Annotated in this window: 15 protein-coding genes and 3 pseudogenes; 6 read left to right on the top strand and 12 right to left on the bottom strand. The window is 54.5% G+C overall.

What is annotated here, in order from left to right; all coding sequences use genetic code 11:
- Window positions 1-3 precede the first annotated feature (3 nt).
- The 3 genes from QQM41_RS10445 to QQM41_RS10435 all read left to right on the top strand — a co-directional run bounded on the left by QQM41_RS10445 (window position 4) and on the right by QQM41_RS10435 (window position 4,206).
- Window positions 4-612 carry a superoxide dismutase gene (locus QQM41_RS10445; protein WP_003629595.1) on the top strand — a complete coding sequence of 203 codons (609 nt, stop codon included), beginning with the start codon at window positions 4-6 and terminating at the stop codon, window positions 610-612.
- A gap of 256 nt (window positions 613-868) precedes the next feature.
- Window positions 869-3,484, top strand: coding sequence for an ATP-dependent chaperone ClpB (gene clpB, locus QQM41_RS10440; RefSeq protein ID WP_050820141.1), 2,616 nt, complete (start codon window positions 869-871; stop codon window positions 3,482-3,484).
- Window positions 3,485-3,573: 89 nt separating this feature from the next.
- Window positions 3,574-4,206 carry an NUDIX hydrolase gene (locus QQM41_RS10435; RefSeq protein WP_088364928.1) on the top strand — a complete coding sequence of 211 codons (633 nt, stop codon included), beginning with the start codon at window positions 3,574-3,576 and terminating at the stop codon, window positions 4,204-4,206.
- A 60-nt stretch (window positions 4,207-4,266) separates the two neighbouring features.
- Here the strand turns inward: QQM41_RS10435 and hflX are convergent, their stop codons facing one another.
- The 11 genes and pseudogenes from hflX to QQM41_RS10380 form a co-directional block, all read right to left on the bottom strand.
- Window positions 4,267-5,613 carry a GTPase HflX gene (gene hflX / locus QQM41_RS10430; protein ID WP_339077091.1) on the bottom strand — a complete coding sequence of 449 codons (1,347 nt, stop codon included), beginning with the start codon at window positions 5,611-5,613 and terminating at the stop codon, window positions 4,267-4,269.
- Window positions 5,567-5,851, bottom strand: a complete 285-nt coding sequence (gene hfq / locus QQM41_RS10425; RefSeq protein WP_003624011.1) for an RNA chaperone Hfq — start codon at window positions 5,849-5,851, stop codon at window positions 5,567-5,569. The genes hflX and hfq overlap by 47 nt, the downstream gene beginning before the upstream one ends.
- 76 nt (window positions 5,852-5,927) lie before the next feature.
- Complete coding sequence (locus tag QQM41_RS10420) at window positions 5,928-7,319, bottom strand: sigma-54 dependent transcriptional regulator (RefSeq protein ID WP_050820144.1); 1,392 nt, start codon at window positions 7,317-7,319, stop codon at window positions 5,928-5,930.
- Complete coding sequence (locus QQM41_RS10415; RefSeq protein WP_128105630.1) at window positions 7,309-9,573, bottom strand: PAS domain-containing sensor histidine kinase; 2,265 nt, start codon at window positions 9,571-9,573, stop codon at window positions 7,309-7,311. The genes QQM41_RS10420 and QQM41_RS10415 overlap by 11 nt, the downstream gene beginning before the upstream one ends.
- 9 nt (window positions 9,574-9,582) lie before the next feature.
- Window positions 9,583-11,025, bottom strand: coding sequence for a nitrogen regulation protein NR(I) (ntrC, locus tag QQM41_RS10410; RefSeq protein ID WP_003624017.1), 1,443 nt, complete (start codon window positions 11,023-11,025; stop codon window positions 9,583-9,585).
- A 55-nt stretch (window positions 11,026-11,080) separates the two neighbouring features.
- Window positions 11,081-12,190 (bottom strand): nitrogen regulation protein NR(II), encoded by a 1,110-nt coding sequence (locus QQM41_RS10405; RefSeq protein ID WP_339077090.1) that lies wholly within the window; start codon window positions 12,188-12,190, stop codon window positions 11,081-11,083.
- Window positions 12,187-13,257: a tRNA dihydrouridine synthase DusB gene (gene dusB / locus QQM41_RS10400; RefSeq protein WP_339077089.1), complete on the bottom strand. Its 1,071-nt coding sequence runs from the start codon at window positions 13,255-13,257 to the stop codon at window positions 12,187-12,189. The genes QQM41_RS10405 and dusB overlap by 4 nt, the downstream gene beginning before the upstream one ends.
- An 84-nt stretch (window positions 13,258-13,341) precedes the next feature.
- A complete protein-coding gene (gene ispF, locus QQM41_RS10395) occupies window positions 13,342-14,496 on the bottom strand; it encodes a 2-C-methyl-D-erythritol 2,4-cyclodiphosphate synthase (protein WP_339078104.1) in 1,155 nt (384 codons plus the stop codon).
- 61 nt (window positions 14,497-14,557) lie between these two features.
- Window positions 14,558-15,532: a glycosyltransferase family 2 protein gene (locus QQM41_RS10390; RefSeq protein ID WP_339077088.1), complete on the bottom strand. Its 975-nt coding sequence runs from the start codon at window positions 15,530-15,532 to the stop codon at window positions 14,558-14,560.
- Between the two features lie 507 nt (window positions 15,533-16,039).
- Window positions 16,040-17,425, bottom strand: a complete 1,386-nt coding sequence (locus QQM41_RS10385; protein WP_012812583.1) for an IS1380-like element IS1380A family transposase — start codon at window positions 17,423-17,425, stop codon at window positions 16,040-16,042.
- 370 nt (window positions 17,426-17,795) lie between these two features.
- A pseudogene (locus QQM41_RS10380) lies at window positions 17,796-18,092 on the bottom strand (IS5/IS1182 family transposase); the annotation flags it as partial.
- Window positions 18,093-18,168: 76 nt separating this feature from the next.
- On the opposite strand from QQM41_RS10380, the pseudogene QQM41_RS10375 reads away from it, so the two are divergent.
- From QQM41_RS10375 to QQM41_RS10365, 3 genes and pseudogenes are all read left to right on the top strand, one after another.
- A pseudogene (locus tag QQM41_RS10375) lies at window positions 18,169-18,831 on the top strand (transposase); the annotation flags it as partial.
- A 315-nt stretch (window positions 18,832-19,146) separates the two neighbouring features.
- A complete protein-coding gene (locus QQM41_RS10370) occupies window positions 19,147-20,484 on the top strand; it encodes an IS110 family transposase (protein ID WP_339077087.1) in 1,338 nt (445 codons plus the stop codon).
- A gap of 32 nt (window positions 20,485-20,516) precedes the next feature.
- Window positions 20,517-20,654, top strand: a pseudogene (locus QQM41_RS10365) (IS5/IS1182 family transposase); the annotation flags it as partial.
- Between the two features lie 168 nt (window positions 20,655-20,822).
- On the opposite strand, the gene QQM41_RS10360 reads toward QQM41_RS10365, so the two are convergent.
- A complete protein-coding gene (locus QQM41_RS10360; protein ID WP_087651741.1) occupies window positions 20,823-22,208 on the bottom strand; it encodes an IS1380-like element IS1380A family transposase in 1,386 nt (461 codons plus the stop codon).
- Window positions 22,209-22,310 lie beyond the last annotated feature (102 nt).

The raw sequence follows: 22,310 nt of genomic DNA, 5'->3' as shown, positions 1-22,310 counted from the left end.
AAAATGGCTTTTGAACTGCCTGCCCTCCCCTTTGCTCCCACCGCACTGGCCCCACGTGGCATGTGCCCGGAAACGCTTGAATACCATCATGGCAAGCATCATCTGGCCTACGTCAACACCCTGAACAAGCTGCTGGAAGACAAGCCCGAATTTCAGGGTAAGTCTTTGGAAGAAATCATTCTGGCAGCTCACGGCAAAGCAGACCTTACGGGCCTGTTCAACAATGCCGGCCAGCATTGGAACCACTCCTTCTTCTGGAACTGCCTCTCCCCCAATGGCGGTGTAATGCCAGAAAAGCTGGCTGCAAAAATTGCCAGCGATTTCGGCAGCATTGACACCTTCAAGGAAGAATTCCGCAAGGCTGCTGTTTCTCAGTTTGGTTCTGGCTGGGCATGGCTGGTTCTGGGTAAGGATGGCAAGCTGGCCATCACCAAAACCCCTAACGGCACCAACCCGCTGGCCGAAGGCCAGGGCAAGGCCCTGCTGACCGTGGACGTGTGGGAACATTCCTACTACCTGGACTTCCGCAACCGTCGTCCGGACTACGTCACCAACTTCCTGGACAAGCTGGCGAATTATGAATTCGCTGAAGCCCAGCTGAACGCGGCATAAGTTTTTCCTTATCGGGAAAACACAAAAGGCAGCACCTTAACGGGTGCTGCCTTTTTTATTGGAAACCCTGCCGTTTCAAGGGTGTTCTGCCCGCACCATCTACCACCCATGCACGAAAACGCATCACACCCCCTTGATTGTCTCTCTCAACATTCCAATCTCAATTTGTGAAGAATGAGACCACGCTGACATTGCCTGCATGGGATGCCAGCAGGGCCTTCAGTCGCCTGATGTAAAAGGGACAAGAGGGATTATAATGGATATTGCAAAATTTACAGATCGTTCACGCGGCTTTTTGCAGGCTGCGCAAACAATAGCTTTACGTGATTTTAACCAGCAGCTTACGCCAGAGCATCTGCTCAAGGCCATGCTGGATGATAATGAAGGTGCAGCTTCCTCACTTATTCGCAGTGCTGGTGGCAACCCGGAAGCCGTAAAAGCCGCAACCGAGCAAGCCTTGGCAAAACTGCCAAAAGTTCAGGGCAGCGGCGCAGGCCAACCCGCAGCAACACCGGAACTGGTGCGTATTCTGGATAATGCAGAACAAACCGCCCAGAAAGCTGGGGACAGCTTTGTTGCGCAGGATCGGCTGCTTGTGGCCATTGCTGCATCTGACACGCCAGCAGGCCGCGCGCTAAAAGAAAACGGTGCCTCGGTTGATGCACTTGAAAAAGCTATTACGACCATTCGTAAAGGACGCACAGTGACCAGCGAAAACGCTGAAGCCAATTTTGATGCGCTTAAAAAATATGCCCGTGATGTCACGGAAGTTGCCCTTAAAGGCAAGCTGGACCCCGTTATTGGGCGTGATGAAGAAATCCGCCGTGCCATTCAGGTTCTGGCCCGCCGCAGCAAGAACAACCCGGTTCTGATTGGTGAACCCGGTGTAGGTAAAACCGCTATTGTGGAAGGCTTGGCCCAGCGCATTGTGAATGGTGATGTGCCTGAGGCGCTGAAAAACAAAAAGCTGCTTTCCCTAGATATGGGCGCGCTGGTTGCCGGGGCCAAATATCGCGGTGAATTTGAAGAACGCCTGAAAGCTGTTCTGAAAGAAATTGAATCCGCTGAAGGCCAGATCATCCTGTTTATTGATGAAATGCACACACTGGTTGGCGCTGGCCGTACCGATGGTGCAATGGATGCTTCCAACCTCATCAAGCCGGAACTGGCCCGCGGCACACTGCACTGCATTGGCGCCACCACGCTGGATGAATACCGCAAGTATATTGAAAAAGACGCAGCCCTTGCCCGCCGCTTCCAGCCGGTATTTGTGGGTGAGCCTTCTGTGGCAGATACAATCTCTATTCTGCGCGGTATTAAGGAAAAATACGAACTCCATCACGGTGTGCGTATTACCGATGGTGCGCTGGTGGCAGCGGCAACGCTTTCCAACCGCTACATCACGGATCGCTTCCTGCCGGATAAAGCGATTGACCTGATTGATGAGGCCGCAAGCCGCCTGCGTATGCAGATTGACAGCAAGCCAGAAGAGCTGGACGAGCTGGACCGCCGCATCATTCAGCTGAAGATCGAACGTGAAGCCCTGCGCAAAGAAGACGATACCGCCAGTAAGGATCGTCTGGAAGCCGTAGAAGCTGAACTGGCTGATCTGGAAGAAAAGTCCAACACGCTTAGCGCTGCATGGCACGCAGAAAAAAACCGCGTGAACACCATTCAGAAACTACAGGAACAGCTTGATCAGGCGCGTTCCGATGTGGAAGTGGCACAGCGCAAGGGTGATCTGGGGCGTGCATCTGAACTGATGTATGGTGTTATCCCCAACCTGCAGGCTCAGATTGCAGAAGCCCAGAAAACAGAAGAAGAAACCGCCAAAAAGGATGATCTGGTTTCCGAAGCTGTTACAGATCAGGGTGTTGCTTCTGTTGTGTCCCGCTGGACAGGTGTGCCGGTTGACCGGATGCTGGAAGGTGAACGCGCCAAGCTGCTGCGGATGGAAGACGAACTGCGTAAATCCGTGGTTGGTCAGGAACAGGCTCTTAAAGCTGTTTCCAACGCTGTGCGCCGTGCCCGTGCAGGCTTGCAGGACCCTAACCGCCCGATTGGTTCCTTCCTGTTCCTCGGCCCGACGGGTGTTGGTAAAACAGAGCTGACCAAAGCGCTGGCCCGCTTCCTGTTTGATGATGATAAAGCCTTGCTGCGTATCGACATGAGTGAGTTCATGGAAAAGCACGCAGTGGCCCGCCTGATTGGTGCCCCTCCGGGTTATGTGGGGTATGAAGAAGGGGGTGTGCTGACAGAAGCTGTGCGCCGTCGCCCCTATCAGGTCATCCTGTTTGATGAAGTGGAAAAAGCACATGAAGATGTGTTCAACATTCTACTTCAGGTTCTGGATGATGGCCGCCTGACCGATGGTCAGGGCCGCACGGTGGACTTCCGCAACACTCTTATCATTCTCACCAGTAACCTGGGTTCTGAATATCTGGCCAACCTGCCGGATGGTGAATCTCCCGATATGGTGCAGGCGCAGGTGATGAAGGTTGTGCGTGAGCACTTCCGTCCTGAATTCCTGAACCGTCTGGATGAAATCATCCTGTTCTCGCGGTTGCAGAAAGCGGACATGACCAAGATTGTGGATATCCAGATTGCACGCCTGCAAAAGCTGCTGGAAGATCGCAAGATCACCCTGCATCTGGATAAGCTGGCCGAAGCTTGGCTGGCGAATGAAGGGTATGACCCCATTTATGGTGCACGCCCGCTTAAAAGGGTTATTCAGCGCACGCTGCAGAACCCGCTGGCAGAGCAGCTTCTGGAAGGTAATATCCTTGATGGAGAAACAGTGAATATCTCCGCCAATGGTGATGGCCTGCTGATTAACGGTAAAACCGCAGCACAGACAGAAGCCGCCATGTAATTTCTGCCTTGGCAGAGTGTGTTACACAAAACGGGAAGGCCCAGTGCCTTCCCGTTTTTTATGAAACCTGGTTATAGAAGGACTATAAAATGTCGGAACCTGTTTGGCTGGTATGGGCCAGAGAAATTCAGGCCATTGCCCAGACAGGGCTTACCTACGTGCAAGACCCGTTCGATAAAGAACGCTATGAAATGCTGCGTAATCTGGCTGCGCAGATGATGGCCGAAGGCAGCAATGTTGATGTGCAGAAAATAGAAAACCTGTTTGGCCAGCAATCCGGTTACGCCACACCCAAACTGGAAGTGCGTGTTGGTGTTTTTGATGCGCAAAACCGCCTGCTTATGGTGCGCGAAGTGCTGGACAGCAACCGCTGGACCGTACCCGGCGGCTGGACTGATGTGAACCTGACAGCATCTGAATGTGCGGCCAAAGAAGTGTGGGAAGAAACCGGCTATACAGTGCGGATTACCAAATTGGCCATGGCGCTGGATCGGGCCCGCCAAGGGCATATGCCACCAGAACCTTTTTCTGTAACCAAGCTCTTTTTTCTGGGTGAAATAACAGGCGGCACGCCAACCACAAGTATTGAAACAAGCGAGGTCGGCTTTTTTGCGCAGGATAATATCCCGCAGGATATTTCAACCGGGCGGATTACACCGCACGAAATAACCCGGCTTTTTGCACATCATGCAAATCCGGAACTGCCTACAGATTTTGACTGAATAAGGAATCTGACATCAGGATAGATATTCTCAAAACCCTGATGTCAGAACTTTCCTTTTTTAAGCAATCATCGGTTGGATGTGGGAAAACTGGCGCTCAAACCGCGCACGATCTTCTGTTGAAAGACGAACAGTAATGTCTGTCTGTTCATCCTTGTCTTCCCGCGCAACCACTTCACCGTGCTGGTAAAGCCAGGCCGAGGCAGCTCCGTCTGCCAATGGTAAACGGTAACGCACCGTTTCCATACCTTCTGTAATACGCGCATCAATACGCGCCAGAAGTGTTTCCAGCCCATCCCCCGTAATGGCGGAAATGGCAATGGTATCTTCTGTTTGCGGAATGGCTTCTGGGCCGCCCAGCAGATCAACCTTGTTCAGCACTTCAATCATGCGTTCCGGCCAATCCTGCTCCAGCATGTCATCCTTTGCCATGCCTTCCAGCACGCCAAGCACATCTTTTTTCTGGGATGCGCTATCTGGATGCGCCACATCGCGCACATGCAGGATAATGTCTGCCTCTGCCACTTCTTCCAACGTGGCACGGAAGGCCGCAATCAGCTCCGTTGGCAGATCACTGATAAATCCTACCGTGTCAGACAGAATAACTCTGCGGCCAGAGGGCAGATCAATCGCGCGCATGGTTGGATCCAGCGTCGCAAAAAGCTGATCCTGCGCATATACGGTGGCACCGGTCAGTGCATTGAACAGTGTGGATTTACCGGTGTTGGTATAGCCCACCAAAGCCACCACCGGAAAAGGTACGCGTTTACGCGCCTGCCGGTGCAAGCCACGTGTGCGCCGCACCTGCTCCAGATCTTTTTTAAGCCGCACGATACGATCACCGATCATACGCCGGTCAGCTTCAATCTGGGTTTCACCGGGGCCGCCAAGAAAGCCAAAGCCACCGCGCTGGCGTTCAAGATGAGTCCACAACCGCACAAGACGGGAACGCTGATATTCCAGATGCGCAAGTTCAACCTGCAAGGTGCCTTCCTTTGTGGCGGCACGGGCACCAAAAATATCCAGAATAAGGCCGGTACGATCTATAACCTTACAACCGCATTCTGTTTCCAGATTACGCTGCTGTGCGGGGCTTAGCTTTGCATCCACCACCACCACATCAACCTGATCTGCCTTAACGGCAATACGCAGGGAATCTACCTGCCCTTTGCCTAACAGGGTGGCGGAACGCCTGCTGCGCAGAAGCAATACATCTTTGCGCACAATAACCAGCCCGATTGAGGCTGTAAGCCCCACGGCTTCTTCCAACCGTGCTTCTGCGGCCCGCACATCCTGCCCGTGGGCAGAACGCTCCCACGGCAGAATAACTGCCGCGCGGGTTGCTACTTTCTTTTTCTTTTCAGAGAAACTCGTCGCCAAGAGAAAGGTCCCTGTCTGCCTGCGCATCGGCAGTGTTGGAATCGGAAATATTGACAGGAATGCTGGGCATTACCGTGCTGATGGCATGCTTGTAGATAAGCTGGGTTTGTTCATCACGCCGTAAAAGAACAACCTCATCATCAAACCATGTAATAAATCCCTGTAACTTAACGCCGTTCACCAAAAACACAGTAACAGCCGCGCGTGAGCGCCGGATCTGGTTCAGGAACGCATCCTGCACGTTATATGCACTCTCTTTTTCCACAGTGGAGGCCCTATTCCGTTCTCATTATTATATTTTAGCCGGACTGCCTGCCTAAAGCCTGCAACCTTGAAACATGTCAGCCCGCGCCTCGTTCCTCAGATGTTACACCAAGCTGCTTAAGTTTGCGATGCAAAGCGCTGCGCTCCATACCCACAAACAGCGCCGTGCGGCTGATATTTCCACCAAAGCGCAAAAGCTGGGCTTGCAGATACTGGGTTTCAAACAGATCGCGGGCTTCTCGCAAAGGCAAGGCCATAACATCTGTTGAAGCATCAAACTTCAGCAATGCGGGCGCACTTTCGCCCACAGTAGAGGGCAGCATATCTGCCCGAATGGGTTCCTGGCTGCTACCGGGCTGCATAATCAGCACGCGTTCCATCAGGTTGCGCAGTTCACGCACATTGCCTGGCCAATCATAGGCCTGAAGGGCCGCAACAGCATCGGGCGAGAGTTCACGCGTGGGCAAACCAGCCATTTCTGCAGCCCGGCGTAAAAACATTGCCGCAAGACCGGGAATATCATCCCGCCTTTCCCGCAGCGCAGGCATACGCAGCGGCACAACAGCCAGCCTGTAATACAGATCTTCCCGGAAACGCCCCGCCATAATTTCGGCTTGCAAATCACGGTTGGTGGTTGCCAATACGCGCACATCCACTTTAACGCGGGCATCACCACCCAGACGTTCAAATGTCTGATCCTGCAAGGCTCTTACAATCTTGCCCTGCGTTTCCAGCGGCATGTCTGCCACTTCATCCAGCAACAGCGTGCCACCATGCGCACGCTCCAGCACCCCGGTGCGGCGCCCCACGCCTTCCGTGCCACCTTCAAGCCCGAACAGTTCTTCCTCAAACCGTCCCGGTGCAAGAGTGGCGCAGTTAAGCGCTACAAAAGGGCCATCTTCCCGCTTGGAGCGGGCATGAATCATACGGGCGGCCACTTCCTTGCCAGACCCCGGCCCTCCGCTAATCAACACGCGGGAACCTGTGGGCGCCACTTTTTCTATCTGGTTTCTCACAGCGGCAATCTGGGCGCTGTTTCCATACAGCTCCGTATCCTGCCCGGCCTTTATGCGCAGCTCTTCGTTCTCACGCGCCAGCCGCGAGGCCTCCAGCGCACGCCGCACAATAACCAGCAGACGGTCTGCCTGAAATGGCTTTTCTATAAAATCGTAAGCACCATGCTGGAGCGCTGCCACGGCTGTTTCAATTGTGCCATGGCCAGAAATCATGACAACCGGAACCGAGGGTTCCTCGGCCTTCATGGCTTGCAGGATAGCCAAGCCATCCATATCCGAACCCTGTAGCCAGACATCCAGAATAACCAGTGATGGCCTGCGCGCCCTAAAAGCAGCCAATGCCGTATCAGCACTGGCAGCTACACGCGTATCATAACCTTCATCACTCAGAATGCCTTCAATCAGCATTCTGATATCGGGTTCATCATCAACAATCAGGATTTCATGCGCCATGGTTGTCTTTCACCGACAAAATCAGAGTAGCCACAGTTCCTCTTTCTCCCGCTTTGTCTTCCAGACGCACTGTTCCACCATGATCTTCCATGATCTTTTTCACAATAGCCAAACCTAAACCAGTACCCTTGGCTTTGTGCGTCACATAAGGTTCCGTCAGACGGTTTCTGTCATCCGATGGAAGTCCAACTCCGTTATCTGCCACTTCTATGGCGATATCTTCTGCCCCTTCTATAATCCGAACCGATACTTCACCCTTGCTCGCAGGTGCCTGATCTGTAGCTTCGCCTTGTCTGGCCGTCATGGCAATGGCATCCGCCGCATTCTGCAAAAGATTAATAAGTGCCTGACTTATCAATCTTCTATCACATCGTGCTTTGGGGCCTCTGTCTGGAATATCCAGATGATAGGCAATTTCGGGGTGTGCGTTTCTTTGCAGAACCAGCACCTCACGCACAATACGCGAAATATCCTCATCTTTCATGACAGGCTGCGGCATACGTGCAAAGGCCGAAAACTCATCCACCATACGCCCGATATCCCCCACCTGCCGCACGATTGTATCTGCACATTGCGAAAATGTATCGGGATCGGAAGTAATTTCTTTTAGAAAACGCCGCTTTAGCCGTTCTGCAGCAAGCTGGATGGGCGTGAGCGGATTCTTGATTTCATGCGCAATACGCCGCGCCACATCGGCCCATGCGGCTTTACGTTGCGCCTGTTGCAGGGCCGTAATGTCATCAAATGTCATCACATACCCTTCAGTAATCGTACCGCGCAGTTCTGCCCCCAAACGCACCAGCAAGGTGCGCTGGCTGGCCTGCTGGCCTATCTGAATCTCGCGCGTAAGCACGGCATCTGGCGTTGCGCGCGCTTCCTGCAAGAACTCGGCAAACTCTGGCACACGTTGGGCCAAGGGTTCACCAATGGCATCCATCAGATCGGTTTGCAGCAAAACACAGGCTGCGCGGTTAGGCAGTTCGATGTTCTGCTTCACATCCAGCCCGATCACACCGGCTGAAACGCCAGAAAGCACAGCCTCCGTAAACCGTCGACGCTCATTGATCTGGCCATATGCTGCCATCAATTCCGAACGCTGACTGGCCAGTTCTTCTGTCATGCGGTTAAAGGCGCGGGAAAGGCTGGCGACTTCATCATCCCTGTCATTTTCAGGCACATGAACACCCAAATCCCCCTCACTCACCCGGCGTGCAGCTACGCTCAGCAAACCCAGCGGGCGGGCAATCTGGTTTGCCAATGCCAGCCCGATCAAGGCTGCGGCCGCAAGCACCAGCAACGCCACCAACGCAAAGATCATGACAAATGTCAGCTGGATCTTGGCGCGGTTGTTACTCAGCCGCTTGTAATCCGACACCACCTTTTCCGTACGGTGCATGTGCTCCAGAATGGTTGGATCAACCAGCCGGGTAATCACCAGCATAAGCGCTGGCGTTTGGGAAAGTTCCACCACTGCGCGCACTGTGCGTTCATCTGGAGAATCCAGAATGGCCACATCGTTTGAGCGCGCCATAACCGTGGCTGCGGGGGGAGGCAGTTCCTGCAAATATCCGGTGCGGCTCATCAACCCGCCAGCCGCCACAACTTTGTTGGTGATGGGGTCATACACCAAGGCTTCTGTCAGCCCGCGCATGGTGGCCTGACTGTCCAGCATTTGCGCCAAGGCATCGTGATCCTGAAACAGATCCATACCGCTGGCAGCCAGTTCGTTCTGGGCGCTCATGATGTAATTGGCCATCGAGAACGCATCTGTGCGGATATTGGCGTTGTGCTCCACCAGATAACCGCGAGAAGCCTGTAAGGCCTCGTTCAGGGCTGTGTTAACCCGGTCTGAAAACCAGATCTGAATTCCGTAATGGAAAAATAGCGTTGCAAAGGCGCCCACAACCAGTGTGGGGGCCACTGCCACAATACCAAACAGTGTAACCAGCCGCACATGCAGCCGCGCTCCTGCCAACCCTTTCCGATGCTCACGCACCATAGGGCCAATACGGATAGCCAAGGCCACCACAAGCAGGGCCAGCACCATACCGTTTAGAAACAGCAATAAAGGCTCAATCAGGGAATAATGCCCGAAGGACATCCCGCCCGAAAGCACCACAAATGTGGCAAACCCCAAACACAAAGCCAATGCGGCAAGTGTAATGGCAACGGTTTTACGTTCTAGAGAACGCAAAAGCCAATGCAGACGTGTGCGAGAAAGAAGGTGCCTGAGGGAGAACAGAAACTGCTTCATGCCTGAACGTCAGACTACGCCACGAACGACAGGAATCTCAAGGTCTCGAATTTTTTTACGCAATGTATTTCGGTTTAGCCCCAGCATGGCCGCCGCCTTGATCTGGTTGCCGCGTGTTTCGGCCAATGTCATCTGAATAAGCGGCCGTTCAACTTCCGCAATAATTCGGGCGTGCAGATCATGCAGCGGCACACCATCCCGCCCCGCCTCCAGATAACGTGCGATGTGGCGGGAAACAGATTCAGACAAAGGCTCCGCTGCCATCACACTATTGGGAATCGGATCATGCGCCAAAGGCTCGGCCAGTTCCGCATCAATCACATCACCTGTAATGGTTTCCTGAGAATACAGGGCCACAATACGGCGGATGAGATTTTCCAGTTCGCGCACATTGCCCGGCCAGCGCCAAGCCTGAAGCCGTGTAATGGCACTTTCGTCCAGTATTCTGTACGTTCCACCTTCATCCCGACACTGGGAGAGAAAATGCCGCGCCAGCAGCGGAATATCTTCCAGCCTTTCCCGCAAGGGTGGCAAACGCAAGGGCACCACATTCAGGCGGTAATAGAGATCTTCACGGAAAGTACCGGCCTGAATGGCCTGCCGTAAATCTCTGTGCGTGGCGGCTATAATACGCACATCTGCACGCAAGGGCGTGGTGCCCCCTACCGTGGTAAACTCACCTTCCTGCAAGACACGCAGCAAACGGGTTTGCGCTTCCTGCGGCATGTCTCCAATTTCATCTAAAAACAGCGTGCCGCCTGTGGCCTGTTCAAATCGCCCGGGCATACGGCCTTGCGTACCCCCACGCTCATATCCAAACAGTTCACTTTCAATCTGTTTGCGCGGGATAGCCGCCATATTAACGGCCACAAAAGGCCCGCTCCGGCGCCGACCATATTCATGCAGCGCATGGGCGACCAGCTCCTTACCCGTACCGCTTTCCCCCGAAATCATGACCGTGAGGTCAGACGTAGTCAGGCGGGCAATGCTGCGATAGATCCCCTGCATAACAACAGACTGCCCGATTAAAGGCAGGCGTTCTTCTGGTGGTTGATCTGCTGCGGGTTTTTCGGCTTCCTGCACTGGTGTTGTGAGCGCCCTTGCCACAACCGCCAGCAGTTCCTTCAAATCAAACGGTTTGGCCAGATATTCAAACGCACCCCGCTGCGTGGCTTTTACGGCTGTTGTCAGGGTTGATTGTGCGCTCATGACAATCACGCGTAGATCGGGCCGAAATTGGCGAATACGCGTTACCAGATCCAGCCCGCTGCCATCTGGCATGATCACATCTGTAATTACCAGATCGCCCTCACCTTCTTGCACCCATTGCCAGAGCGTGTTGACGGAAGGCGTGGTTTGCACCTGATAGCCAGCCCGACCCAATGCCTGCCCCAGCACAGTACGAATAGAACGGTCATCATCAGCAACAAGAATAGTGGGCAGCGGTGTCATGACGTCTCAAACCAGATAAAAGCTGAAAAACAGAACTATTGAGCAAAGGGGCGTATCACCCCGAATGGCTCATATGATCGACAATCGGCAGAAATAAGCTGATTTCTGTGCAGCCGGGGCGGCTTTCCACTTCGATAACGCCGCCGTGGTCATCCATCACCTTACCAACCAAGGCCAGCCCCAGCCCGCTCCCGTTTATCTTTGTTGAGACAAACGGTTCGAACAAATGCGGGCGCACTGTTTCGGAAATACCTGGGCCCGTATCCCGCACAGTAACCACCAATGGAAGATGCCGCCATTGCGCCGTGCCGGGCACAGCCACCCGAATACCGGGGCGATAGCTGGTAAGCAACGTAATCTCCCCTTCTTTATCGGTGTTGCGTATGGCCTCGGCCGCGTTTTTTACCAAATTGAGCAACACCTGCACCAACCTGTCCCTATCCCCCCACACATGGGGCAAAGAGGGATCATAACGCTCTACAATCTTGATGCCTTTGGCAAACCCATTGCTGGCCAGCAGGCGCACATGCTCCAGTATTCTATGAATATTGAGCGCCCGGAAATCGAGTTGCGCTTCACCAAACATGCCCATGCGGTCAACCAGCGCATCAATCCGGTCAACTTCATCACAAATCAGAGTGGCCAGATCACGGTCCGCTTCCGTTACGGCCTGCTCTAACAACTGTGCGGCCCCTTTAATGCCAGACAAAGGGTTACGCACTTCATGCGCCAACATGGCGGCCAGCCCGGAAACACTGCGTGCCGCAGAACGATACGCAAGCTGCTGGTCCAACATCCGGGCTGCGGCGGGCTCATGAAATGTCAGCAGAATGATGTCTGGATAATCTGGCACATCGGCAGCCTGAACACTCACACCCTCATGATGAAAGCGCGGGGAACTGAACAGCAGTTCATGCTCTGTCACACTCCCGCCACGGGTGCGCACATGTTCAAGCAGCAGATAAACCGGGTGATCCTGAGCAACCACTTCTGCCAAGCCGCCGTGCCGCAACTGATGGCGAGACATGCCAAAAAACTCTTCCGCCGCCATATTGGCCGCAAGAATTGTATTTTGTGGCCCTATTTCCAAAACCGGAACGGGCAGACTGTCCAGAACAAGCGCCGCATCGGGCTGAGCAACCCCATGCGCTGCTTTTGGCTTCACGCCGCCTGAACCTGATCTTGCTGTTGCGCCATAGCGTGGCGGGAAACCCGTGGTTCTCGCACCGCACCAGCCGCAATTTGCTGATCATAAAAATCAGTAATCATGGCAATGGCTTCTTGTGGCGTTTCTATCCGGTTAAACGCGGCACGGAATGAGGCCGAGCCATGCAGCCCAGCCGAATACCAAGACACATGCTTACGTGCCAGCCGCAGGCCGGGGCGCTGGCCAAAGTGCTCCAGCATCATATTATAATGCTCCAGCACAATGGCTTTTTCTTCCGGCAATGCGGGATCTGGTATTTCCTGCCCCGTGCGCAAAGCGTGTGCCACCTGCGCCAAAAACCACGGGCGCCCGTAACAGCCGCGCCCGATCATCACCCCATCTGCACCAGATTGGGCCAAGGCTTCCCGCGCATCTCCAACGGTAAGAATGTCACCATTCACGATAACGGGCAGATCTACCGCTTCCTTTACATTTTTCACAAAGGCCCAGTTGGCTGTGCCGTTGTAAAACTGCTGGCGCGTGCGGCCATGCACTGTAATCATGCGGATACCGACATCCTGCGCAATCCGGGCTAGCTCCGGTGCGTTCAGATGCTCATGGTCCCACCCCATGCGCATTTTAAGAGTAACGGGCACTGGCACGGCCTTTACCACAGCCGCCAACAAACGCTCGGCAGCACCTTCGTCCCGCATAAGGGCAGAACCGGCCATCTGGCCAACGGCCACTTTTTTAACCGGGCAGCCAAAGTTGATATCAATAAGATCTGCCCCACGGCCTACGGCAATACGTGCGGCCTCTGCCATGGCGTCTGGGTCGCACCCGGCAAGCTGCACGGCATTGGGGCCGCCAGCATCCGCCACTTCCGCCATACGCAGGGTGGTATCGTTTTCACGCACCATCGCCCAAGAGGCGATCATTTCAGAAACAACAAGACCAGCCCCCAACTTACGTGCCAGACGCCGGAACGGCAGATCTGTTACGCCAGACATGGGGGCCAGAATGACGGGGGTATCCAAAACAATACCGCCCAGATTAATGGGACGCAGGGTGGGTTGCGTATGCACTGTTATTTCCGTTTGCCTATGATTTAGGCAGAAATACAGCCACCTTGCGCCTTACGCAACATAAGAAACTGTAATGGCGCCCGCTTATGGCACCAGAACAGAAACCGTGGCCGTGCAGGCAATGCCTTCTTCACGCCCGGTAAAGCCCAGACGTTCGGATGTTGTGGCCTTCACGGAAATCCGATCTACATCCACTTCCAGCAAATCTGCCAGACGCTTGCGCATGGCTTCGGAATGCGGGCCAATTTTGGGGCGTTCGCAAATCAGGGTAAGATCAGCGTTCACCAGCATGCCGCCGCGTTCACGGATACGCTGGCCTGCGTGCACCAGAAAGCGGGCGCTATCTGCGTTTTTCCACTCATTCTGGCTGGGCGGGAAGTGGCGGCCAATATCACCTTCAGCCAACGCACCGTAAATGGCATCGCACAGCGCATGAATGCCCACATCGGCATCGGAATGCCCTGCCAGCCCTTTGGTATGTGGCACTGTAATGCCGCACAGGATGAGCGGACGCCCTTCCTCAAACGCATGCACATCGTAACCCAGCCCTACGCGCGGCAGAAGCGTGGGGCCGATCAGTCGTTCCAGACGCACCAGATCACCCTCATATGTCAGCTTGATATTGTCTTCATCGCCAGCCACCAGTGCTACGCTGAACCCTGCATCTTCCAGCAGCTTGGCATCATCCGTTGCACTTATGGATGCCGCACCACGGTGGAGATCTAAAAACAGGCCAAAGCGAAAGCCCTGTGGCGTTTGGGCGCGATAAAGATGATCCCGCGGCACGGTGCCATCAATCACACCATCTTTTTCCCGCTTGAGGGTATCCGCCACCGGCACCGCCGGAATAGCACCGGGATGCTGCTCCAGCGCAGAAACCACATTGCCGATCACCTGCGCGGTTACATATGGGCGGGCGCCATCATGCACCAGCACGATATCCGGCTTTTCGGCTTCTGGCAGTTTGTCCAGCGCTTCCAACCCTGCCCGCACGCTGGCCTGCCGGGTTTCACCCCCCGCGACTGGCGGCAGAATCTTCAACCCTTCCAACGCCTCGTTCAAGGAGGCAGGATCTCCGACCGGCTGAATAAAGGTGACATGAGGCAATAAGGCTTGCGCTGCATGACGGATTACGGGTTGTCCAGCCAGCAGCACATACTGCTTGGGAATGGAAGAACCCGTGGTGGCGGCATAACGACTGCCCGTACCGGCAGCCAAAAGAATGGCGGCTACTCGCATGCACGAAGCAATGCGGCGGGCAGCCTTGTCCGTCAAGCCTCAAAATAGGCAGGGCACAGCTTTATGCTTCAGGCGTGTGCTCTTTTTCTTGCGCAGGGCGATAAGCTTCCACCAAATATAGCGGGCGTTTTTTGGTTTCATTAAAAATACGACCGACATATTCACCTATCAGGCCGACTGTCATAAGCTGGATACCGCCTAAAAACAGGATAACAGCCATAAGGCTGGGATAACCTGCCACGCGATTGCCAAACAACAGGGTGCACCCAACAATCCAGATACCGTAGCACACGGCCAGTATGGAAATACCAAGCCCCATATATGTGCTTAACTGAAGCGGCAGCACTGAAAACGAAGTAATGCCCTCTAGCGCAAAGTTCCATAAAGACCAGTAATTAAAACTGCTCTTTCCCGCAGAACGTGGGGCGCGATCATACAAAACGGCGCGGGATGGAAAGCCAACCCAGGCGAACAGCCCTTTCATGAACCTATGGCGTTCACGCAGCAGCAGCAGGTTATCTACCAGCCTGCGGCTCATCAGCCGAAAATCACCCGTATCTGGCGGAATAACCACCTTATTGCCCAGCCGCTTCATCACACGGTAGAACATCCATGCTGTCAGCCGTTTGGGAATACTCTCCCCTTCCCGCGTATTGCGGCGGGCGTAAACGGTATCAACATCATCTGTCCATGCGGCAATCAGATCTGCAATAACTTCAGGCGGGTCCTGCAAATCGGCATCAATCACAATAATGCCGCGCGTACCCCGTGCATGATCCAACCCAGCTGTTAAGGCTATTTCCTTACCAAAATTGCGGGAGAGATTAACAACGCTTACCCGCCCATCCTGCTCTGCCAAAGCATACATATCCGCCAGCGTTTGGTCCCGCGAGCCATCGTTGACGTAAACAACCTCCCACGGTGCGCCAACACCTTCCATAACGGCAGATAACCGCTGATGAAAAGTCCGTAGAACTTCCTGTTCATTATAACAGGGCACAACCACGCTGAACGCTGGCGAAAAACCAGTTGGCAAAGTTTTTTCCTTTAATTCTGCACTCAACCAAAGGTTTCCATATCAAGCAATATATCTTGCTTACCGAAGCACCTTTAAGCATTTACTCTATATGAGATAGGTAAATACAAAAACATCAAATATAATGATAACATGTTTTCTCACCCCCAATGTTGTCAAATACGCAACAGGAGGAAATAAATCTGTAATACTCTTTTATTCCAAGGCCCGCATAGCTTTAGAAGAAAATTACCAAAGAGTATGTTAATTTACTTTTAATATCTTTCTCTTTCAGAAGCGACATGACCTCAGAGCCTAGAGGGATCGAAGAACCCTTGATTGACGCGGATTTCTCACACTTGAGGCAATTTCGGGTCATTTTGTAGAATTCAGTCATCCCACAGGAGCCCGATCTGGAATATTGACGATATTCTGCTTCTGGCGGCGGGTTCTGAACGCAGTGAGGGTGTCACGGCCTGAGAAGGCAGTGTTGGTGGAAGCTATGTGGTCTGTGCACTGTCTGTTTCTTCAGATGGCCTGCCGGAGCCTTCGCAATCGTGCATGAGCGAGGGCGAATTCGTGCTGACAGGGGAACATGTCCGGCATGAACAGGACAATCCGACGGACGCTGAGCGTTACACGTGTCGCGATTTTGAGCAGTCGTGCGCGTATGGTGCCACAGGTCGCCGTCTCCAGGCTGGTCTGGCCAAGGGCCAGTCTTTGCAGAGCGGTCAGCAGGACATAGGCTGCGGCCGAGAACCACAGCCGGAGCTGGTTGGCCCGGATGGTGTGGGACGAGGTCCTGTCTGAGAACAGATCCATCTGGCATTCCTTGATGCGGTTTTCCATATCCCCGCGTGCGCAGTAAATCTGTTCGTAGAGATGGCGGGGGTCGGACATTCCCTGCGGTAGCGTGGTGACAATAAAGCGATGATAGCGGTTGCCGTGGCGCCATTCGGCCTTGGCCACGACCCGCCTGCGGCGCGTCCAGCTGTCCTTTGTGATCCAGTCAAAGGAGGCGAAACCGCGCGCAGCTCTGCCTGTCGTGGCGGCTTCGTCACGAACCTCAGCGGACAAAGAGGCAATCCGGTCATACAGGCGGGTGTTGCCTGCAAGCCCGAACAGGAAGTCAACGTGGTTGTCTTCGCACCATGTCATCAGACTGTCCCGGGCGAAACCGCTGTCCCCACGCACCAGGATACGCACCCGGGGCCAGCGGTTCCTAATCTGCTCCACGATCCGGCTGATGTCTGCCAGTGCTTCCTTCCCCGGGTCCCGGTCTGCCGTGCGCAGGGTGGCGCTCAGGAGATGGTCTCCGCAGAAGATGTATAACGGCAGATAGCAGTTATGGCCGTAATACCCATGAAAGGCCCGGCCTTCCTGATGGCCATGGATACGGTCATCGGTGGCATCCACATCCAGAACGATCCGGGCGGGTGCGCGCTCATGCTGGTCCATGAAGAGCGTCACGAACAGGGTAGCCAGGGCCTCATGATCAGCAATGATGCGGCAGTAACGATCTGCCTTGTGGCCACTGCGCTCCAGCCGGTTCAGCGTGGATTTTCCTGCCAGTGCTGCGCAGTTTGCCCGGCCTCCTGACAGACGGCCCGAGGCCAGACCAAAGATCAGGTCATGCCGCAGGGCATCGTGATCATTGAGATCTTCATAGCCCAGTGCCAGGCCCATGATCCGCTGACGGACAAGGTCTTCAACCCGGTATTCCACAAAGCCGGGATGCCGCTTATCGCGAAAACAGGCAGCAAAGCGGCGGCTGAGACCCAGAATGTCATCAGCCTGCTTCACCAGAATGACGCCCCCATCCGAACTCATGCGACCCCCGTCAAAACGGGCCACAACACGCCGTCCACAGGAGGCTGGAAATTCATACGCGCCTGCGCTACACTCTGTCTGCATCGGGTTTTCTTATAGCTTACGAAAATTTCTTTTACACAAAATAGACTTTTTCATAATCTAACCCGATGTACAACCCTTCTGTGAGATTTCCGCGTTGAGTTTGAGGTGCGGCTTTTTCCTGTAAAACCTTTAAGACAAAGCCCTGCTTTTTCATGAAATTTTCATTGGCTTTTGAGCGATAGACCGTGCCCGCCCTTGTGCGACAACTTTGCCGGTTTGTCTTGCCAAGCCCGATCTGGAGGGATCGAAGAACCGTTGGTTGATGCGCCTGGCTCGTGATTTCAGGCTTTTGGCGATTTGATTGACGGTTTTTGGGGTAGCTTTTGATCTGCGTTTTGAGCAGATCGGGGACTGCCGTCCCGCTGGATGACTACGCGCTCGCGTTCAACCTTTCGAGGAAGAGGAAGCGGCGCATGTTGTAGACGATATTGGCCAGCCCGATCCTCATGGTGGCCCGGGTGATACCGACAGTTCGGATGAACAACCCCGTCTGTGATTTCTGGTCGGCAAAGACGTGCTCGACGCGTGATCGGATCACGGACTTTCCAGCATTCGATTTCTGGATATGTCGGGGCATAGGCTTGAGATGCGGCTTTTTTCTGTGAACCTTTGAGACAAAACCCTCTTTGTCCATGAAGTCCTCATTCGCTTTCGAGCGATAAGCTGGAGGGTTCGAAAAACCCTCTGGTTTTAGGTCTCTCTCTGTGATTCCCTCTTTTGTGTGATGATTGGGGGGATGGCTCATGAAACAGTCTGGTTTTTTTGATGTTGAAGAGCGGCTTGCTCGGTTGAGTGGGCTTGGTGACCAACTTGAAGCATTTTCCCGGACTGTGGATTTTGAGGCGTTCCGCCCTGATCTGGAGCAGGCTCTGGCCTATTCAGACAGGAGCAAAGGCGGCCGTCCGCCGTTTGATCCGGTGCTGATGTTCAAAATCCTAGTCATCCAGACGCTGAACAATCTGTCCGACGACCGAACGGAGTATCTGATCAATGACCGTCTCTCTTTCATGCGCTTTCTTGGTCTGGGGCTTTCGGACCGCGTTCCGGATGCCAAAACGATCTGGTTGTTTCGTGAGCGTCTGACCGAGGCAGGCGCCATCCAGCAGCTGTTCGAGCGCTTTGACGCCACCCTGCGTAACGCTGGGTATCTGCCGATGTCCGGCCAGATCCTGGATGCCACGCTGGTGGCAGCGCCAAAGCAGCGCAATACCAACGGGGAGAAAGAGGATCTTCGTGAAGGGCGGATCCCACAGGACTGGCAGGACAAGCCGGCAAAGCTGTCCCACAAGGACAGGCACGCCTGCTGGACGCTGAAGTTCACGAAGGCAAAGCGGCAGGAGGACGGGACGCTCCCGGCCACGGACCTCGCCATTCCGTTCTTTGGTTACAAATCACAGGTATCGATAGCGGTGCCGGGTTTGATGCCATGGAGAAAGTCAGAGAAGCGCAGGCTTCGAAAACGTGCTTGTGGATCAGACCCGGTTCCCGGCATGCCGGGAACCGGGTCTATACTGTCAGGATGAACCAGGCCGGTTCGGGGCTAAAATCCCTGAGAGATCCGCCGATCGTCTCGTCTTCGTGAAGCATGAACCCGGCCCGGCCGCGCTGACGGGGCAAGAGTAACATGATTGTGGCGTCTGCTTTGAGTGAAGTTGATCGGCCACGAATGACACACCTGACTGTGACCGCAGCGTTGGTTCCCTCACCAGAAAGGATCGACCATGACATTCCGTACCATTGGTATTGATCTGGCCATTCGCGGAGATCACCTCGCTCAGATCTATGACGATGGCCGCCCTAATGGCCGTGCAATTCGTTTCAGGCATGATCAGCCCTCACTTGCCGCCTTTGTTCAGACTGCCGTGATGGGGCTGAGGGCGGATGACCACATTCAGGCCATCATGGAGCCAACCGGTATGAGCTGGTTTCCTGTTGCCCACCACCTTGCGGATGCTGGCGTCACCGTAGCCCGCGTCAAGGGAAAGCGGGTCAAGGCTCTACGCAGTTACCTTTCCGAACACGCCAAAACAGATATGGCTGATGCCCAGATCCTGGCGGCCATGCCATCATTTGGTGGACCACGCCTTGATCCAGTCCATATTCCGGATCCACGAAGCCACGCTCTTCAACGTCTGACCAAACAGAGAAGCCGCTTTCAGAACGAGATCGCGGATGCCAGGCGGCGTTTGCTTGATCTCATTCGTTGGGCATCCCCCAGGCTTGAAGCAGTCTTGCCCGACTTAGGAACGCGGCTCTCTTTGGCCCTGTTGCAGAAATGGTTTCACCCCTCGGATGTTTTGAAGGCGCGTCGTACGACGCTCGCCAAATATGTTGCAGCCCATGCGGGAGGGAACCATCCGCGCAGTGGGCCCTTTGTGGAAACGCTGATCACAGGGTTGCGTGAAGCGGCGCAATACGCTCAGGACCTTCATGGGACACACATTGATTTTTCGGAACTGCAGTTCGAGATCGCGATGGAAATTAAGAATGTTCTGGCGAAAATTCAGACTGTTGGAGATCTTGAGCGGCATATTGCTGACCTCTACAAACACCTCGACCCACAGGGTCTTGTGCTCAGTATTCCGGGTGTCGGCCGTCATCTCGCGCCGACCCTGATTGGTATCTTGCAGAACATTGAGCGGTTTCATTCTGAAAAACATTTACGGGGTTTTTGTGGCCTGTTTCCCAGAAGGGCTGATAGTGGTGGTGTGGAGCGAGCGGGCCAGACCCTGACCCAGGGTGGCAATAACCGCATCAAACAAGCACTTTATCTTGCTGCTGATACGGCACGAAAAACAGATCCTGAACTGGCAGAACTTTATTGGAGGCTGATGACAGTGAAAGGTCATCATCACAAACAGGCTTTATGTGCCGTTGCCAATCGTATTGTGAACCGGATCTTCAGCGTTCTCAAACGAGGAAAGCCTTACGAAGTGCGCGACAGGGAGGGAAACAGCATCACCCTCTCTGAAGCAAAAGCCATCATTCTGGAGCGCTATACCGTTGGAGAAAACATCAGAGCAGGACGTCGTTCCAATCGGATTGAAAAGACTCCCTGAAACCGCAAAAATCGCTTGCGCTCCTGGTACAAGATCATGTTTCCATCGATCGAAAATACCGGTTCATCCGGAAATGGAAAACAACGCATGCCGCCGCCAGTGATGGCGCGCGATTGAGAGAGGGCCTGCTGGATAAAACCAATACGGCCTCAACGCTGATTTCTCACACTTGAGGCAATTTCGGGTCATTTTGTAGAATTCAGTCATCCCACAGGAGCCCGATCTGGAATATTGACGATATTCTGCTTCTGGCGGCGGGTTCTGAACGCAGTGAGGGTGTCACGGCCTGAGAAGGCAGTGTTGGTGGAAGCTATGTGGTCTGTGCACTGTCTGTTTCTTCAGATGGCCTGCCGGAGCCTTCGCAATCGTGCATGAGCGAGGGCGAATTCGTGCTGACAGGGGAACATGTCCGGCATGAACAGGACAATCCGACGGACGCTGAGCGTTACACGTGTCGCGATTTTGAGCAGTCGTGCGCGTATGGTGCCACAGGTCGCCGTCTCCAGGCTGGTCTGGCCAAGGGCCAGTCTTTGCAGAGCGGTCAGCAGGACATAGGCTGCGGCCGAGAACCACAGCCGGAGCTGGTTGGCCCGGATGGTGTGGGACGAGGTCCTGTCTGAGAACAGATCCATCTGGCATTCCTTGATGCGGTTTTCCATATCCCCGCGTGCGCAGTAAATCTGTTCGTAGAGATGGCGGGGGTCGGACATTCCCTGCGGTAGCGTGGTGACAATAAAGCGATGATAGCGGTTGCCGTGGCGCCATTCGGCCTTGGCCACGACCCGCCTGCGGCGCGTCCAGCTGTCCTTTGTGATCCAGTCAAAGGAGGCGAAACCGCGCGCAGCTCTGCCTGTCGTGGCGGCTTCGTCACGAACCTCAGCGGACAAAGAGGCAATCCGGTCATACAGGCGGGTGTTGCCTGCAAGCCCGAACAGGAAGTCAACGTGGTTGTCTTCGCACCATGTCATCAGACTGTCCCGGGCGAAACCGCTGTCCCCACGCACCAGGATACGCACCCGGGGCCAGCGGTTCCTAATCTGCTCCACGATCCGGCTGATGTCTGCCAGTGCTTCGTTCCCCGGGTCCCGGTCTGCCGTGCGCAGGGTGGCGCTCAGGAGATGGTCTCCGCAGAAGATGTATAACGGCAGATAGCAGTTATGGCCGTAATACCCATGAAAGGCCCGGCCTTCCTGATGGCCATGGATACGGTCATCGGTGGCATCCACATCCAGAACGATCCGGGCGGGTGCGCGCTCATGCTGGTCCATGAAGAGCGTCACGAACAGGGTAGCCAGGGCCTCATGATCAGCAATGATGCGGCAGTAACGATCTGCCTTGTGGCCACTGCGCTCCAGCCGGTTCAGCGTGGATTTTCCTGCCAGTGCTGCGCAGTTTGCCCGGCCTCCTGACAGACGGCCCGAGGCCAGACCAAAGATCAGGTCATGCCGCAGGGCATCGTGATCATTGAGATCTTCATAGCCCAGTGCCAGGCCCATGATCCGCTGACGGACAAGGTCTTCAACCCGGTATTCCACAAAGCCGGGATGCCGCTTATCGCGAAAACAGGCAGCAAAGCGGCGGCTGAGACCCAGAATGTCATCAGCCTGCTTCACCAGAATGACGCCCCCATCCGAACTCATGCGACCCCCGTCAAAACGGGCCACAACACGCCGTCCACAGGAGGCTGGAAATTCATACGCGCCTGCGCTACACTCTGTCTGCATCGGGTTTTCTTATAGCTTACGAAAATTTCTTTTACACAAAATAGACTTTTTCATAATCTAACCCGATGTACAACCCTTCTGTGAGATTTCCGCGTCAACGGT

Source organism: Acetobacter sp. AC2005 (assembly GCF_037901235.1).
In the GTDB taxonomy this organism is placed as follows: domain Bacteria; phylum Pseudomonadota; class Alphaproteobacteria; order Acetobacterales; family Acetobacteraceae; genus Acetobacter; species Acetobacter oryzoeni.
The sequence above is the reverse complement of the archived record's forward strand: the minus strand, read 5'-3'. Positions and strand labels throughout refer to the sequence as shown.